The sequence below is a fragment of the Nocardia sp. NBC_01327 genome, from assembly GCF_035958815.1.
Lineage (GTDB): Bacteria > Actinomycetota > Actinomycetes > Mycobacteriales > Mycobacteriaceae > Nocardia.
This window is the reverse complement of the sequence record NZ_CP108383.1, coordinates 5,896,116-5,910,258: the sequence shown is the minus strand read 5'-3', so window position 1 is coordinate 5,910,258 and position 14,143 is coordinate 5,896,116. Positions and strand designations below refer to the sequence as shown.

16 protein-coding genes are annotated in these 14,143 nt (G+C 66.6%); 10 read left to right on the top strand and 6 right to left on the bottom strand.

What is annotated here, in order from left to right; all coding sequences use genetic code 11:
• The 3 genes from OG326_RS27270 to OG326_RS27260 all read left to right on the top strand — a co-directional run bounded on the left by OG326_RS27270 (position 1) and on the right by OG326_RS27260 (position 2,766).
• The gene (locus OG326_RS27270; RefSeq protein WP_327139977.1) at positions 1 to 312 is read left to right on the top strand and encodes an urease subunit beta; all 312 of its coding nucleotides are present in this window, start codon (positions 1 to 3) and stop codon (positions 310 to 312) included.
• Positions 312 to 2,033, top strand: a complete 1,722-nt coding sequence (locus OG326_RS27265; protein ID WP_327139976.1) for an urease subunit alpha — start codon at positions 312 to 314, stop codon at positions 2,031 to 2,033. Before OG326_RS27270 ends, OG326_RS27265 begins: the two co-directional genes overlap by 1 nt.
• 64 nt (positions 2,034 to 2,097) lie before the next feature.
• Positions 2,098 to 2,766 carry an O-methyltransferase gene (locus OG326_RS27260; RefSeq protein ID WP_327139975.1) on the top strand — a complete coding sequence of 223 codons (669 nt, stop codon included), beginning with the start codon at positions 2,098 to 2,100 and terminating at the stop codon, positions 2,764 to 2,766.
• A 21-nt stretch (positions 2,767 to 2,787) separates the two neighbouring features.
• Here OG326_RS27260 and OG326_RS27255 read toward each other — a convergent pair whose 3' ends face one another.
• Positions 2,788 to 3,342: a PadR family transcriptional regulator gene (locus OG326_RS27255; protein ID WP_327139974.1), complete on the bottom strand. Its 555-nt coding sequence runs from the start codon at positions 3,340 to 3,342 to the stop codon at positions 2,788 to 2,790.
• 95 nt (positions 3,343 to 3,437) lie between these two features.
• Between OG326_RS27255 and OG326_RS27250 the strand changes: the two genes are divergently transcribed.
• Positions 3,438 to 3,836 (top strand): nuclear transport factor 2 family protein, encoded by a 399-nt coding sequence (locus OG326_RS27250; protein WP_327139973.1) that lies wholly within the window; start codon positions 3,438 to 3,440, stop codon positions 3,834 to 3,836.
• Positions 3,837 to 3,888: 52 nt separating this feature from the next.
• Positions 3,889 to 4,299: a YchJ family protein gene (locus OG326_RS27245; protein WP_327139972.1), complete on the top strand. Its 411-nt coding sequence runs from the start codon at positions 3,889 to 3,891 to the stop codon at positions 4,297 to 4,299.
• 68 nt (positions 4,300 to 4,367) lie between these two features.
• Here the strand turns inward: OG326_RS27245 and OG326_RS27240 are convergent, their stop codons facing one another.
• On the bottom strand, positions 4,368 to 5,036 hold the full coding sequence (locus OG326_RS27240; RefSeq protein ID WP_327139971.1) for a TetR/AcrR family transcriptional regulator: 669 nt from the start codon (positions 5,034 to 5,036) through the stop codon (positions 4,368 to 4,370).
• Positions 5,037 to 5,157: 121 nt separating this feature from the next.
• Here OG326_RS27240 and OG326_RS27235 point away from each other — a divergent pair, with 121 nt between their 5' ends.
• Positions 5,158 to 6,624, top strand: coding sequence for an MFS transporter (locus OG326_RS27235; protein WP_327139970.1), 1,467 nt, complete (start codon positions 5,158 to 5,160; stop codon positions 6,622 to 6,624).
• 18 nt (positions 6,625 to 6,642) lie between these two features.
• Here OG326_RS27235 and OG326_RS27230 read toward each other — a convergent pair whose 3' ends face one another.
• The gene (locus tag OG326_RS27230) at positions 6,643 to 7,380 is read right to left on the bottom strand and encodes a hypothetical protein (RefSeq protein ID WP_327139969.1); all 738 of its coding nucleotides are present in this window, start codon (positions 7,378 to 7,380) and stop codon (positions 6,643 to 6,645) included.
• Between the two features lie 115 nt (positions 7,381 to 7,495).
• Between OG326_RS27230 and OG326_RS27225 the strand changes: the two genes are divergently transcribed.
• Positions 7,496 to 8,386, top strand: coding sequence for an SDR family NAD(P)-dependent oxidoreductase (locus OG326_RS27225; protein ID WP_327139968.1), 891 nt, complete (start codon positions 7,496 to 7,498; stop codon positions 8,384 to 8,386).
• A gap of 8 nt (positions 8,387 to 8,394) precedes the next feature.
• Here OG326_RS27225 and OG326_RS27220 read toward each other — a convergent pair whose 3' ends face one another.
• Positions 8,395 to 8,817 carry a hypothetical protein gene (locus OG326_RS27220; protein ID WP_327139967.1) on the bottom strand — a complete coding sequence of 141 codons (423 nt, stop codon included), beginning with the start codon at positions 8,815 to 8,817 and terminating at the stop codon, positions 8,395 to 8,397.
• A 262-nt stretch (positions 8,818 to 9,079) separates the two neighbouring features.
• Between OG326_RS27220 and OG326_RS27215 the strand changes: the two genes are divergently transcribed.
• Positions 9,080 to 9,325, top strand: a complete 246-nt coding sequence (locus OG326_RS27215; protein WP_327139966.1) for a hypothetical protein — start codon at positions 9,080 to 9,082, stop codon at positions 9,323 to 9,325.
• 189 nt (positions 9,326 to 9,514) lie between these two features.
• On the opposite strand, the gene OG326_RS27210 is transcribed toward OG326_RS27215, so the two are convergent.
• Both OG326_RS27210 and OG326_RS27205 read right to left on the bottom strand, forming a co-directional pair.
• The gene (locus OG326_RS27210; protein ID WP_327139965.1) at positions 9,515 to 9,709 is read right to left on the bottom strand and encodes a DUF397 domain-containing protein; all 195 of its coding nucleotides are present in this window, start codon (positions 9,707 to 9,709) and stop codon (positions 9,515 to 9,517) included.
• The gene (locus tag OG326_RS27205; RefSeq protein ID WP_327139964.1) at positions 9,699 to 10,604 is read right to left on the bottom strand and encodes a helix-turn-helix domain-containing protein; all 906 of its coding nucleotides are present in this window, start codon (positions 10,602 to 10,604) and stop codon (positions 9,699 to 9,701) included. The genes OG326_RS27210 and OG326_RS27205 overlap by 11 nt, the downstream gene beginning before the upstream one ends.
• A 247-nt stretch (positions 10,605 to 10,851) precedes the next feature.
• Between OG326_RS27205 and OG326_RS27200 the strand changes: the two genes are divergently transcribed.
• Both OG326_RS27200 and OG326_RS27195 read left to right on the top strand, forming a co-directional pair.
• Entirely contained in the window at positions 10,852 to 11,121 is a 270-nt protein-coding gene (locus OG326_RS27200; RefSeq protein WP_327139963.1) for a hypothetical protein, read from the top strand.
• 157 nt (positions 11,122 to 11,278) lie between these two features.
• Positions 11,279 to 14,140, top strand: coding sequence for a tetratricopeptide repeat protein (locus OG326_RS27195; RefSeq protein ID WP_327139962.1), 2,862 nt, complete (start codon positions 11,279 to 11,281; stop codon positions 14,138 to 14,140).
• Positions 14,141 to 14,143 lie beyond the last annotated feature (3 nt).

Sequence of the window (14,143 nt, the reverse complement as noted above, 5' to 3'; positions counted from 1 at the left end):
GTGATTCCTGGTGAGTACCTCTGTGCCGAGGGCACGATCGAGCTCAATGCCGGCGCCGAACGCATCGAACTCGATGTGGTGAATACCGGCGACCGCCCGGTGCAGGTCGGCAGCCATGTGCACTTCCCGCAGTCGAACTCGGCCCTGGACTTCGATCGCGAGGCCGCGCACGGCCGCCGCCTCGATATTCCGGCCGGTACCGCGGTGCGCTTCGAACCCGGTCTGGGCCAGCGGGTTTCGCTGGTCCCGCTGGGCGGCAATCGTGAAGTGCACGGAATCAGCCTGACTCCTCCCGGAAAGCTGGATGCCTGATGGCCGAACTCTCCCGCGCCCGGTACGCCGAACTCTTCGGCCCCACCACCGGCGATCGAATTCGCCTGGCGGACACCGATCTGCTCATCGAGATCACCGAAGACCGCAGTGGCGGACCGGGACTCGCCGGTGACGAGGCGGTCTTCGGCGGCGGCAAGGTGCTGCGCGAATCCATGGGCCAGGCGCGGGCGACCCGCGCCGAGGGCACTCCCGACACCGTCATCACCGGTGCGGTGATCGTCGATCACTGGGGAATCATCAAGGCCGACATCGGTATTCGGGACGGGCGCATCTGCGCGATCGGCAAGGCCGGCAATCCCGACACCATGACCGGGGTGCATCCGGATCTGGTGGTGGGCCCGTCCACGGAGATCATCGCGGGCAACGGCCGCATCGTCACCGCGGGCGCCATCGACTGTCACGTGCACTTCATCTGCCCGCAGCTGCTGGAGGAGGCGATGGGCGGTGGCATCACCACCCTCGTCGGCGGCGGCACCGGCCCGGCCGAGGGCTCCAAGGCGACCACCGTCACGCCGGGCGCCTGGCATCTGGGCCGCATGCTCGAGGCCACCGACGGATGGCCGATGAATATCGTGCTGCTGGGCAAGGGCAATACCGTGCGCCAGGAAGCCATGTGGGAGCAATTGCGCGGCGGCGCAGCGGGTTTCAAGCTGCACGAGGACTGGGGGACCACCCCGGCGGCCATCGATGCCTGTCTCACCGTGGCGGATGCCTCGGGCGTGCAGGTGGCACTGCACTCGGACACCCTGAACGAGGCCGGATTCGTGGAGGACACCCTGGCCGCCATTCGCGGCCGGGCCATCCACTCCTATCACACCGAGGGTGCGGGCGGCGGGCACGCGCCCGACATCATCACTGTCGCAGCGCATCTCAATGTGCTGCCCAGCTCCACCAATCCGACGCGGCCGCATACGGTCAACACCCTCGACGAGCATCTGGACATGCTCATGGTGTGCCATCACCTGAGCCCGTCCATTCCGGAGGATCTGGCTTTCGCGGAGAGCCGGATTCGGCCCTCCACCATCGCGGCGGAGGATCTGCTGCACGATATGGGCGCGATCTCCATGATCGGCAGCGACTCCCAGGCCATGGGCCGTATCGGCGAGGTGGTCATGCGCACCTGGCAGACCGCGCACGTGATGAAGCGGCGTCGCGGCGCGCTGCCGGGAGACGGTGCGGCGGACAATAATCGGGTGCAGCGCTATATCGCGAAGTACACCATCTGCCCGGCGGTCGCCCACGGTCTCGATCACGAGATCGGTTCGGTCGAGGTCGGCAAGCTGGCCGATCTGGTGCTGTGGGAGCCCGCGTTCTTCGGGGTGCGCCCGCATGCGGTGCTCAAGGGCGGCATGATCGCCTGGGCCGCCATGGGTGATGCGAACGCCTCCATTCCGACTCCGCAGCCGGTGCTGCCGCGACCCATGTTCGGCGCGGCCCCGGCGGTGGCGGCGGGGACCTCACTGCATTTCGTGTCCGAGCAGGCCATCGAGGACGGTCTGGCGGACCGGCTCCGGGTCAATCGGAAGCTGGTGCCGGTGGCCAATGTTCGCAAGCGGACCAAGGCGCATATGCCGCGCAATGACGCTATGCCGCGCATCGAGGTCGATCCCGACACCTTCACCGTGCGCATCGACGGCGAGGTGTGGGCGGAGGAGCCGGCCACGGAACTGCCGATGGCGCAGCGCTACTTCCTGTTCTGAGTCACCCGATCACACCGAATTAAAGGGAGGCCACCCGCGCCGTGCGGGTGGCAGACTGGCCGGTATGACGACATCAGACTGGGCCGAAGTTGATCGTTATCTGGTGGACACCCTGGTGGGAGACGGGGATTCGCCGACCTTCGCCGCCAATGCGGCCGCCGGGCTGCCCGCCATCGATGTATCACCACCGCAGGGCAAGTTCCTGTATCTGATCGCCAAGTCCGCGCGGGCGCAGCGGGTGCTCGAGATCGGCACGCTCGGCGGGTACAGCACCACCTGGCTGGCGCGGGCCGTGGGCAAGCAGGGGCAGGTGCTGACCCTGGAGTACGAGCCCAAGCATGCCGAGGTGGCGCGGGCGAATCTGGATCGGTCCGGGGTGGGGGACCGGGTCGAGATTCGGGTCGGCGCGGCGCTGGACAGTCTCCCGGTGCTGGCCGAGGAGGACCCGGAGCCGTTCGACCTGGTGTTCATCGATGCCGACAAGGTCAATAACGCGAACTATGTGCAGTGGGCACTGCGGCTGACCACGCCGGGTTCGGTCATCATCGTCGACAATGTGGTCCGCAATGGCGGCATCGCGAATCCGGATTCGCCGGATGCGGCCGTGCGCGCCAGCCGCGAGGTCATCGAATTGCTCGCTGCCGAACCGCGATTGGAAGCGACCGTGCTGCAGACCGTCGGCGGTAAGGGCTGGGACGGATTCGCCTACGCCATCGTGACCGACGGCGAGTAATCCAGTTCCGACGGCGAGCAATCAGTTCCGGGTACCCGGCTCGCCGTCGGGATTCGCGGCCAGATCCTCCCAGAAATCGACGTAGGCCTGCTCGTGGCCGATGCCCAGCCGCAGGATGCGCGCCCGTGATACCGCCCGTTCGCTGTCGTCCGGATCGATCTCCGTCTGCAGCTTCCGATAGAGATCGAGCCAGCGGCGGTGTTCGGCGGCCTGCCTGTGTGCGAGTGCGACAACATCTCCGGGCCCGCCGAGATCGGCGAAGAAGAGTTTCACCTGCGCCGGATCCCGGGTCTCGGGCGGCGGTGCGCTGGGATCGGCCAGCCAGCGGGTCAGTTCGGTGCGGCCGGCGTCGGTCAGATGGAAGACCCGCCGGCGTCGGCCACCGGTCTCCGCCTCCTCGTGCAGCAGTCCCTGATCGGCCAGGCGTGGCGGGATGCGATACAGCTGGGCGTGCGGGATCGGCCAGAAGTATTCGACGCTCTCCTCGATCCGGGCCTTGAGCTCATAGGGGGTGAGCGGCCCGTGCCTGGCGATCAATCCCAGCACTATGTGGTCCTGGTGGCCGACCTCCGTCATACCGCAGCTCCTTCGCTCACCCATTGACACCGTATCGCTGAGACTATAGCTTAATTGCTGCGAGACCGTATCAAAGAGACTATTGAGGAGTGCGAATGCGCGACTTCGGCATCGAGCTGTACGACCGGTGGACCGATCTGTGGAACGGCGAGCTGGCCGCAGACGAGATCATGGCCCCGGAATTCACCCTGCGCTACGCCCAGCCCGGCGCGACCGTCTACGACGATATTCACGATGCGAAAGCCTTTGCCGCGCAGATCGAAACCTTCCGCACGCAGCTTCCCGGCGTGCGGTTCGCACCGCAGGGCCCCGGCGTCGTCGATATGGACGACAGCCGAACGGGATTGGTGGCCCGGCCCTACGGCGTGCAGTTCACCGGTCGCGATGGCCGGCTCACCGAGCTGAGCGGCACCGATATCCTGCGCGCGGAGAATGGCCGAATCGTCGAGGTCTGGTCGGTATCGGGCGGTCTGGTCGGGCGCAGCTTCTACTGAGCACGCGGTACCGCCGGTCGAATGCGGGAATCGGGCGCGGACAATGGACCGCATGGCGAAGCATCGCAAACCCCAGCCGATTCCCGCGGTCTGCCCCTGCGGGCTACCCGCGAACTATGTGGATTGCTGCGGGCGTCTGCACCGCGGTGAGGCGCAGGCGAAGACCGCCGAACAGCTGATGCGCTCGCGCTTCAGCGCCTTCGCGGTCCGCGACGAGGCCTATCTGCTGCGCAGCTGGGACCCCGGCACCCGCCCCGCCGATGTCGGTTTCGACCCCGGAATGCTCTGGGAGCGACTGGAAATCCTCGAGGCCACCGGCGGCGGACCGTTCCACACCGAAGGCACCGTCGAATTCCGCGCCCACTACCGATCCCACGGCACGCCGGGCGAACTCCATGAGAACAGCCGCTTCCGCCGCGACAGCGGAGCCTGGGTCTACCTCGACGGCGTCATCGAGAACTGAGATCGTTTGCTGCACGCGACGTGGGGGTGCAGTCGGTGCAAACACGCGGGCGCTGCCGTACAGCGGCGCTAGCGGCGGGCTCGGGCTTCGAAGCCGTCGCAGAGGGCGCTGAGGCCGGAGTCGAGGAGGGCTTGGGGGTCGAGTAGGTCGTCTCCGCCGGTGCCGTGCAGTTCGATGAGTGCGGGTGGGGTGGGCCAGCGGGGTTCGCCCTCGAGGAGTGCGGTGAGTCCGGAGGATTCCTCGGGTTCGCTGTCGCGTCCGATGAGGAGGCGAGCGCTCACGTGTTGCAGTGCCACGCCGGCGATATAGCTCCAGACCGATAGGGACATGCGCGTGCCTTCGCGGGTGCTGACGCCGAGTTCGTTGAATCCTTCGACGAGCCAGTTCAATACGAGCAGGCTGTTCTCGCCGAAGTTGTAGCGCGGTACGGCGAAGGTGAACAGCACCCAGGGGTGCTCGCGGTACAGCCGCCAATCCACCTCGGCGGCAATGCGCACGCGATCTCGCCAGGTCCAGCCCTGTCCCTCGGCCGAGGGGTAGGGGTTGCGCCGGGAAACCTCGTCGGTCATGGCGGCCAGCAGTGCGTCTTTATTGGGGACGTGCCGGTACAGCGACATCGCTCCCGCGCCCATGCTCTCGGCAATGCGGCGCATGGACAGGGCATCGATTCCGGACTCGTCGGCCAGGGTGATGGCGGCGTCGACGATGGCGGCCCGGGTGAGCTTGGCCTCGGTCATCGGACGAATTATTTCCTTTCACGCGCCGGTATGCGTACACTGTACTCTGGCCGTGCGTACGACGTACGCGCACTCGTTCTGCAAAGACTTCATTCGAATCGAAATCAGCTGAGGATAGGTGATGACCCGCACTCTCGCGCGCCCTGACGCGACGACTTCGCGCCGCGCCTGGCTCGGACTGGCGGTACTGCTGCTGCCGGTACTGCTGGTGTCCATGGACATGTCGGTGCTGTACCTGGCCATGCCCACGCTGACCGAGGCGCTGGATCCGTCGGCGACCCAGCAGCTCTGGATTCTCGATATCTACGGCTTCATGATCGCCGGTCTGCTCATCACCATGGGCAATCTGGGCGACCGGATCGGCCGGCGCAATATTCTGCTCATCGGTGCGACCGTCTTCGGACTGGCCTCGGTGCTCGCGGCGTTCGCGCCGAGCGCCTCGGTGCTGATCGCGGCGCGGGCGCTCATGGGTGTCGGCGGTGCGACTCTGCTGCCCTCCAGTCTTGCGCTGATCTCCACCATGTTCCCCGACGTACGGGCGCGCGCCACCGCCATCGGCGTGTGGACCGCATTCTTCGCGGGCGGCTCGGCGGTCGGCCCGATCATCGGCGGCGTACTGCTGCACCACTTCTCGTGGGGTTCGGTCTTCCTGATCAATACGCCGGTGCTGGTGGTCCTGCTGGTCTTCGGGCCGCTGCTGCTGCCCGAGCATCGCGCGGCGGGTCGCGGACCGCTGGATCTGCCGAGCGTGGGCCTGTCCATCGGCGGCATTCTGCCGATCGTCTTCGCCATCAAGCACTGTGCGGCCGAAGGATTCGATCTTCCGGTGGTCGGCATCGGACTCATCGGTGTCCTGCTGCTCATCGCCTTCGTGCGCAGGCAGCGGCATCTCGCCGAACCGCTCCTGGATCTGAGCCTGTTCCGCAACGGCTTGTTCTCGGTGGCCATTGGGTCCAGCACGATCGGCATGCTCGCTCTCGCCGGTATGAGCTATCTGACCAGCGTGTACCTGCAGTCGGTCACCGGCCGCGATGCGCTCGGCGCTGCGCTGCTGGGCATTCCGATGGCCGTGGTGGTCTTCGTCTGCTCGGTGAGCGGTGCGCGGGTCGGGCGCCGACTGGGCATCCGCACCGCCTTCGTGCTGGCGCTGGGTCTGGCCGCGCTGGGCAATCTCATGCTCCTCGGTGTCGGTGTGGACGGTGGGATCGGCTGGTACGTGGCCGGAACCGTGGTGGCCGGCGCCGGTTTCGGTATGGCGTTCACGCTGGTGTCGGAGGTCGCGGTGGCGGCGGTGCCGCCCGAGCGCGCCGGATCCGCCGTGGGTATCTCCGAGACCAGTTTCGAACTCGGCAACGGTCTGGGACTGGCACTGCTGGGTTCGCTTGCGGCACTGGTATTCCGGTCCGGCGGCGACTTCGGGCCGACGCTGGGGGACACCCTCACCCATGCCGGTGGTGACACCGCGCTGATCGATTCGGCGCGGGACTCCTTTGTGCACGGCATGCATGTGGCCACCACCGCGGGCGCGGTGCTGCTGGCCGGTATGGCGGTGATCGCCGTGCTCAGTGGTCGAAAATCGCGCTCATGAACTCGGATGCGGCCTTGTTCATGGGCGTGACCACGGTCGTGTAGAGCCAGCGCACCGGACGTTCCACGACGAGATGCCAGACCTGGGCGATGACCGCGAAAGCGGTTGCAGCACAGTCCGATACAGGAATCGGCAGGGCGTCACCACCAGTACGCGCACCACGGTGGTGGCGACCCGCCAGCCGAAGGCCAGCGTCGCGGCCACGAGTAGCAGGATCGGGCGCAGCACCCAGCGCCAGAGTTGGCGCAGCGGCCAGAGGATGAGCCACTCGACGACAAAGGTCACGGCCCGCGCGATCGCTCCGGCGATCGGCCGCAGAATCCAGCGGGCGATCCAGGTCCCCACCGGCTCGATCACCTCGTCGGCCAGCCAGATCAGCGCGGGGCGCACTACCCGGCGCCACAGCCAATCCTCCACCGCCCGCTTGATCGGGCGCAGGAAGTAGTCGAGCAGCGCCGCGCCCAGCGGAGTCAGAATCATGCCCCACAGCAGGTGCTGGATGAGCAGGCCCCAGAGGTAATTCCGGACAAAATCCCAGGCCGGGCGAATTATCCAGTACCAGGCCAGCTTTGCGATCGGGACCAGCAGATTCTCGACGATGTAGTCGAGCACCGCCACCGCCATCCGCCCGGCGAGATTGCAGCCCTCCCAGAGCAAGCGCAGCGGTATGAAGATCACCACCGCTACGGTGCGAGCCGCCCACCCGCCGATCGAAACCTGCTCCGGCGTCTGCTGCTGTGGCGCCTGTATGGACATCGTCCCCGTCCTCTCCCCGTTCACTCCTCTCATCCTGGTGCAGGAAAGTGCCTCGCGCCCTGGGTATTTCCACTCAACCCCAGTTATGGACCGGTCGGGCGGTTACAGTCGAGGCGTGGGTGAGAACTCGACGCCGGAGCCCGACAATCAGGCCGGTTCGAACGGCCGTCCCCTCGCGGAACGGGTCGCGACCAGGCTCTTCTATCCGACCACCCGACCCCGCGACAAGGCACTGCGCGATGCGGTCGCCGGCCGCGTGGTGCTGGTGACCGGAGCGTCACACGGCATCGGCAAGGCCGCCGCGAAGAAGCTCGCCGCCGGCGGGGCGACCGTACTGCTCGTCGCGCGCACCCTCGACGATCTGCAGCAGGTGGCCGCCGAGATTCGCGAGGAGGGCGGGACGGCGCATGTGTACCAGGCCGACCTCACCGAGATGGATGCCGTCGACGAGCTGGGCCGCGATCTGCTCGCCGAGCACGGTCACATCGATGTGGTGATCAATAACGCGGGCAAGTCGATTCGCCGTCCGATCGACGAATCCTATGACCGCTTCCACGATTTCACGCGCACCATCGATATCAATTACCTCGGCCCGGTGCGACTGCTGCTGGCTCTGCTGCCGAGCATGCGGGAACGCCGTGAGGGTCACATCGTCAATATCTCGACCTGGGGAATCCGTATGCCACCGGCGCCGCGCTGGGCTGCGTACGGTGCGTCGAAGGCGGCGTTCGATATCTGGCTTCGCACCGTGGCCACCGAGATCGCGGTCGACAATGTCACCACGACTTCCATCTACATGCCCCTGGTCCACACCCGGATGAGCGCGCCCACCGACTTCTCCGGCGTCCCCGGGCTCACCGCGGACGAAGCCGCGGATCTGGTGTGCCACGCCGTTGTTTCGCGCCCTCCGGAAATCTCACCGTGGTGGACGGGTCCGGTGCAGGCGTGGAGTGATCTCCGGCGCGGTGCGGCGCAGCGCTTCATGGAGCGTGGCTTCCGGCGCTGAATAGCGCGTCAGGATCGGACGTAGTCGAATGACCGGGCGTTCTGGTCGAGCGAGGTGAATGCCGTGACTTGGGAGCCGGGGGCTGCGCAGGCGAATGTCATGCTTTTCACCGCTGCGGTGGCTGCGCGGGCATCGGCGGAACCATTGTCCGACATCCGCATGGCGGCGGTGAATCCGCCCGTGGGGATTATCGCGTAGATACCGGAGCCATTCCCGTGCCGGTCGCTGCGGAAGGTTATGCCGCCCGCGCCGTCGAATTGCAGCACATTGAACGCGCCTTCTTGCGCGGTGAACTCGCCTTTGACGTCGCTGAGGTCGGTGCCGCAGCCCCCGGTGGCGGTGCTCGCGGGCGCACTGCAGGTCAGCGCGGCGCACGCGCCGATCGCCAGTACCACGATCGCGGCGGTTCTCGAACCCGGTCCAGCCGTCATGCCGTTCCTTCCCGGTCAAGATATCGCCATTCACTGAACATCACGGACGTTCGAGTTCCTGTGCGACACGCCGGAAGACTGCCGAAAACCTTTCGTTGCCACGTCAGCGGCGTGTTCGTGTGAAAAGGGCTTGTTCCGCCGGTCTGCGGCCTTGTACCGCAACGGAATTCATTGCTCGCACAGTGAATTGATCCATTCGTGACATTCCGTGCGGGCGTCGGTTCCCTCGAATTGTGTTGAGCTGGTTGTACGGTCGTACCCCATGACGCAAAAGCAGCTCATCGGCCGGCTTGTCGCAGCGTTCGCGTGTGCCGCCGTGGTCACATTGAACCCCTCTGCCGCATGGAGCTCCGGTGACGTAGGAGCCCCGCCCCCCGCCGCCGCACCCGGCGGTTCCAACCACGGATCAACCCCCGCCGGTGGTGGCGCCGAACACCCGGTCCCCGCCCCCGAACGCATCGTCCCCGTACCCCCGCCGTCGGGCGGACTGCTCTGCCCCACCCCCTAAACCTGATCACAACCTGCCGGTCCTTCGGAGAGCTGCGCTCCGTCCATATGCTGGATTATGCACTCGCTCAGCAGGATTCGATGTGGCATCCTCGAGTGCATGATCGAAGGAATCGAGTCACGCCGATTGCGCCCGATCCGATGCCCAGCCCAGTGATCCGGGCTGGGCATTTCACTGTGCAGAGGTATTTCACTGTGCAGAGGTGAGGAACGGCAGGAAGCCCACCCAATCGGCGCAGGTGAAAGTCAGGGCCGGGCCGGTCGGGTCGGTGGAGTCGCGAATGCCGACCTTGCCGTCTTCGAGCCATGCCACTTCGACGCACTGGCCGCCTGATTCGCTGTGGCTGCTTTTGAACCAGTGCGCTCCGGGCAGGTCAGTGGTCACGTTCGTGCTCCTTCGCTACCCGCCGCAAGAGGTCTCGAGTGTCGTTCTCGCTCAGGCACGTTTGCCGAATGCCGGAGGCGAGTTCATCGTAGCGCTGGATTTCGTCGGGCTTCTCGAGGTAGACGTCGCTGCTGGGTCCGCCCTCGAGGTAGACGATGGGGGGTTCGACTGGTTTGCCGCGGGTGTCGGCGCCGAAGTCGAGCAGGACGAATTGGCCGTGCAGGATGCCCCAGGTGAGGCCGGCGTCGTAGGGGTGGATGCGGATCGAGACGGTGGGGAGTTTGCCGATTTCGGCGAGGTGACGTAGCTGGGTCGCCATGACTTTGCGGTTGCCGATGACCCGGTACAGCGCGGATTCGTGCAGAAGCACTTCGATGCCGAGCAGCCCGGATCTGCGGGTGACTATGTGCTGTCGCCGCATTCGCACTTCGACGCGGCGTTCGATGTCCTCGGGTGTGCCGTCGCGATAGAACGCACCGATCAAAGCCCGTGCGTAGTCACGGGTTTGGAGTAGTCCGGGCACCTGCTCGTGATAGAAGACCAGGTGCCGGGCCGAGGCCTCGAGCCCGATGTACATATTGAATTCATTGCTGAACAACCCGCCGAAGGCGTGATACCAGCTCTTCGATCTGGCCTGTTCGGCAAGTTCGACGGCCTGGGTGCTGTCCGCCGGATCCACGCCGTAGACCTCGCACAAGGCCCGCACATCCTGCTTCTGAATACGCTGATTGCGCCCGGCCTCCAGCCGCTGCAGCGCCGATTTCGACAGATCGGCGAGTTTGGCCGCCACCTCGATCGTCAGCCCGTCCTTTTCCCGCTCCTCGCGCAGCAGGCGGCCGAGTTGCCGCCGGGGAAGTGTCGATGCCGCCCCGTCATCATCGTCATTGCTGGTCATCGGTTCTACCTTCGGTCTGCGGACTCGAATCAACCGTGTTCAGTCAGTGATTCCGTTGTACCGCGTACGTGGGTCGGATCGTGGGTGAATGGGCGGATTCTCACCGGGATCCCATTTTCGCTGAATTCGCAAGGGTGCCAATGGTGTGCTGGTTCCACCGCACTTGCCCGAATCACGGGAGGTTCCAACGATGTTCGGCTCCGAGATGGACAGCACGAGCGAGGTCGAAGTTCGTGTGCTTTGTGAAGTGATCGAGGCGGTCGACGGGTGGCTGCGGGAGTACGAGCGGGCCGGACGGCCGGTCAACGCACCGCGGGCGCAGGTGTACGCCAGTGTTATTCACGCCGTTCTGGCCAGTGCCCGAGCCGGCGGCTACTACGGGCCCGGCAGTCTGGCGAGCGCGCCGCTGCTGGACGCGATCCTCGCGGGCCCCGAGATCAATTCCTGGGACGATGCGGTTCTGGCCGTGCTCATGCCGAGCGTCGCGCAGCGGGAGGTCGTGGAGGGCACGATCTGAAAGGTCAAGGGTGACAAGCTCGCTGCGTACGAATCGGATCGGTCGCGCCTGTCGGGGGCCATAGGTAGCATGTGCGGCGAACGGGTCGGCGGGGCGTTTTCGATCACGGCATCACAGTGGCCACCGCGATCCTGGGGAGGAGAGTGGGGGTGCTGTGGTGACCAGTGAGCTGCACGACCGGGCGGCGACCGGGGACGCCGCCGCCATGCACGACCTCGGCTACGCCTTGGAGAAGGCGGATCCGCCCGATCTGATCGAAGCCACGGAATGGTACGAGCGGGCGGCGGCGGGAGGTCACCGCTGTGCCATGAACGATCTCGGCAGGCTGGCCGAGAACAAGAGCCCGCGGGATGTGCGGACGGCGCGGGATTGGTACGAAAGAGCCGCCGCGGCAGGCCATGTCGATGCGTACTTCCGGCTCGGCTATCTGCTCGCGGAGCTCGTCGATCCACCCGATCGGATCGCCTCGCTGGCGTGGTACACCAAGGCCGCCGAAAACGGCAGCAACACAGCCATGTACAACCTCGGGCAGATCTACAACTATTCGGTCGATCCGCCGGATTTCGCGGCGGCGCGGCGCTGGTACGAGCAGGCCGCGGCGGCCGGGTACACCGACGCGCTGTTCAAACTCGCGTACATGCTCGCCGAGCGGGTGAATCCGCCGGACTACCGCGCGGCCCGGCAGTGGTACGAGAAGGCAGCCGAAAACGGCAGTGCCGCAGCCATGTACAACATCGGCCAGCTCTACCGGTACAACCTGGAGCCGCACGATATCGCCGCCGCCCGCACCTGGTACGAGAAGGCCGCCGCCAGCGGCCACGCGGAGGCGCCGTTCGCTCTCGGGGTGCTCACCGAAGCCGATGGCGACCTGGGCGGCGCGGTCCTCTGGTACGAAAAGGCCGCCGCCGCAGGGCAGGCCGGCGCCATGAACAACCTCGGCACGCTGTTCCAGAGCAAGCTGGCCACGCCCAATCTGCCCGCCGCCATCGAATGGTACGAGCGCGCGGCCGTCGCCGGGGACCCGAATGCGCGGAACAATCTGGCGCGCATACCCGGAACCGCCGCTGCCACAGCGGAACCCAGGCCCGAGCTGGTGCGCACCGTACTGCCGGAGCACGTCGCACGGGCGGCGAGCCCGGAGGTGCCGGCGGGCGCATCGGCCACCTCGGTCGGTGTGACGGCGGTGCTGGAGGCGCTCGTCGACGATGCGGCGTACGGGCGCAACCCTTTCCGGCTGGCGGGGTTGCGCACGGATGCCGATTCACGCAAGCTTCGCCATCGTGTCACCGAGATCGAGGCGGCCGAACGGCTCGGTGCACCGCTGGCGCGCACGGGAGTCATGCCGGTGACGCCGCCGCCGGATCCGGCCGATGTGAAATCCGCACTCAACCGATTGCGTGAACCGGTGAATCGTCTTGTGCAGGAACTGTTCTGGTTCTGGCCCGCCGACGGCGCCGATCCCGCGATGGATCTCCTCGCGCAGGGCGATATCGCCGGCGCGGAACGCATCTGGCTGGATCAGGCGGACCGGGACGGTATCGCCGCGCACAATCTCGCAGTGCTGCGGCATGTCCAGGGGCTAGAGACATCGCGCGGGCGCGCACCCGAAACCTGGCTGGATGCGCTGACCGCCTGGGATGCCGCACTAGGCGATGCCGCGCTGTGGCGGCGATTGCGCGCCCGGGCCGCGCGCATCGACGAACGCCGGCTGGGTGAACTGGTGCTCGCCGAACTACGGCAGGCGATTCCGGTGGCGCTCCTGCGCATTCACACCGGGCTGATCGTGCGTGCCGCGGACGACAACAGCTCCGCGATCACCGATGTCCATCTCGAAGTGCTCGATCAGTTCGCCGCCCAGACGGCCCGGTATCCGAGCATTTTCGGGGCCGGGGTGATCGGCGATGCCCGCGATGCCGCCGTCCGGAAGCTGGCCGCACGCCTGAAGACGATCACCGACGAGGCCTTCGACGCCGGTGTGAAGCAGCCCGGGGAAGCCAATGCCACGGCGCACCGCATGCTCGACCGCGCCCGTGTTCCGCTGCAGGTGATCGACCGGCTGCGCCCGCCGCCGGATCCGGTCGGCGCGGGCGCCCACGATGATCTGGTGCAGACCGCAATCTCCTGCGATATCAAGTACTTCAACGAAACCAAGGATGCCGCGGCGAGCGAAGCCCTGCTCGAACGGCTCGGCCCGGTCGCGACCACGGCGGCGACCCGGACGCGGATGGCCGCCGAATGGGGCGGCACCGCAATGTCGCGCATTGCGGAATTGATCAGCATCGCGCGCCGCGCCATCGAGGTGAGCGAGGGATCCGGTGCGCAGACCGCGCGCGACCTCCTCGACCGGACCCGGCTGCCGCTCGCCCGGGTCCGCGCCGTCCACGGTCCCGACGGCGAGCAGACGGTGAAGTGGCAGGACGCGGTCGCCCGCACGGCCACCTCGTGCACGGTGGCGTACTTCAACAAAACGAGCGATCTGAATACCGCCGAGCAATTGCTGACCCGGATCCGGCCGCTGCCGCAGGGCCGGGATGCGACGGAGTTCGTGCAGGAGCAGTACGCCGCGCTCGGCCGAATCCGGCAGCAGCGCACCGCGGCCGCCCAGCTGGAGAACAACTGCTGGTACTGCAAGACCAGGCCGAAGGCGCCCGACGGTCATATTCGGGTCGGCCTGCACCGCGACGTACAGCACACCGTCAATGGCAAGAAGTGGCGGGCGCTGCATATCGATGTGCCGCGGTGCGCGGTCTGCAAGGAGGAGCATCGCCCTGCCGAGCAGCAGCGCACGAGCACCGGCGTGGTGTGCGCGATCTCCTGGCTGGTCGCGATATTCGGACTCCTCATCGGTCTCGGTGCGCACCCGGTCTTGATCGTCGGAGGTATCGCCCTGGTGGTCGCCGTGCTTTCGTCGATCATTCTGGGGTCGATGGACAAAGAGGTGCAGGAACACACCATGCGGTTCCCGCACATTACGGACCTGATCGAGCAGGGGTGGAAGAAAGGCGAGCGGCCGGCGTAGCCG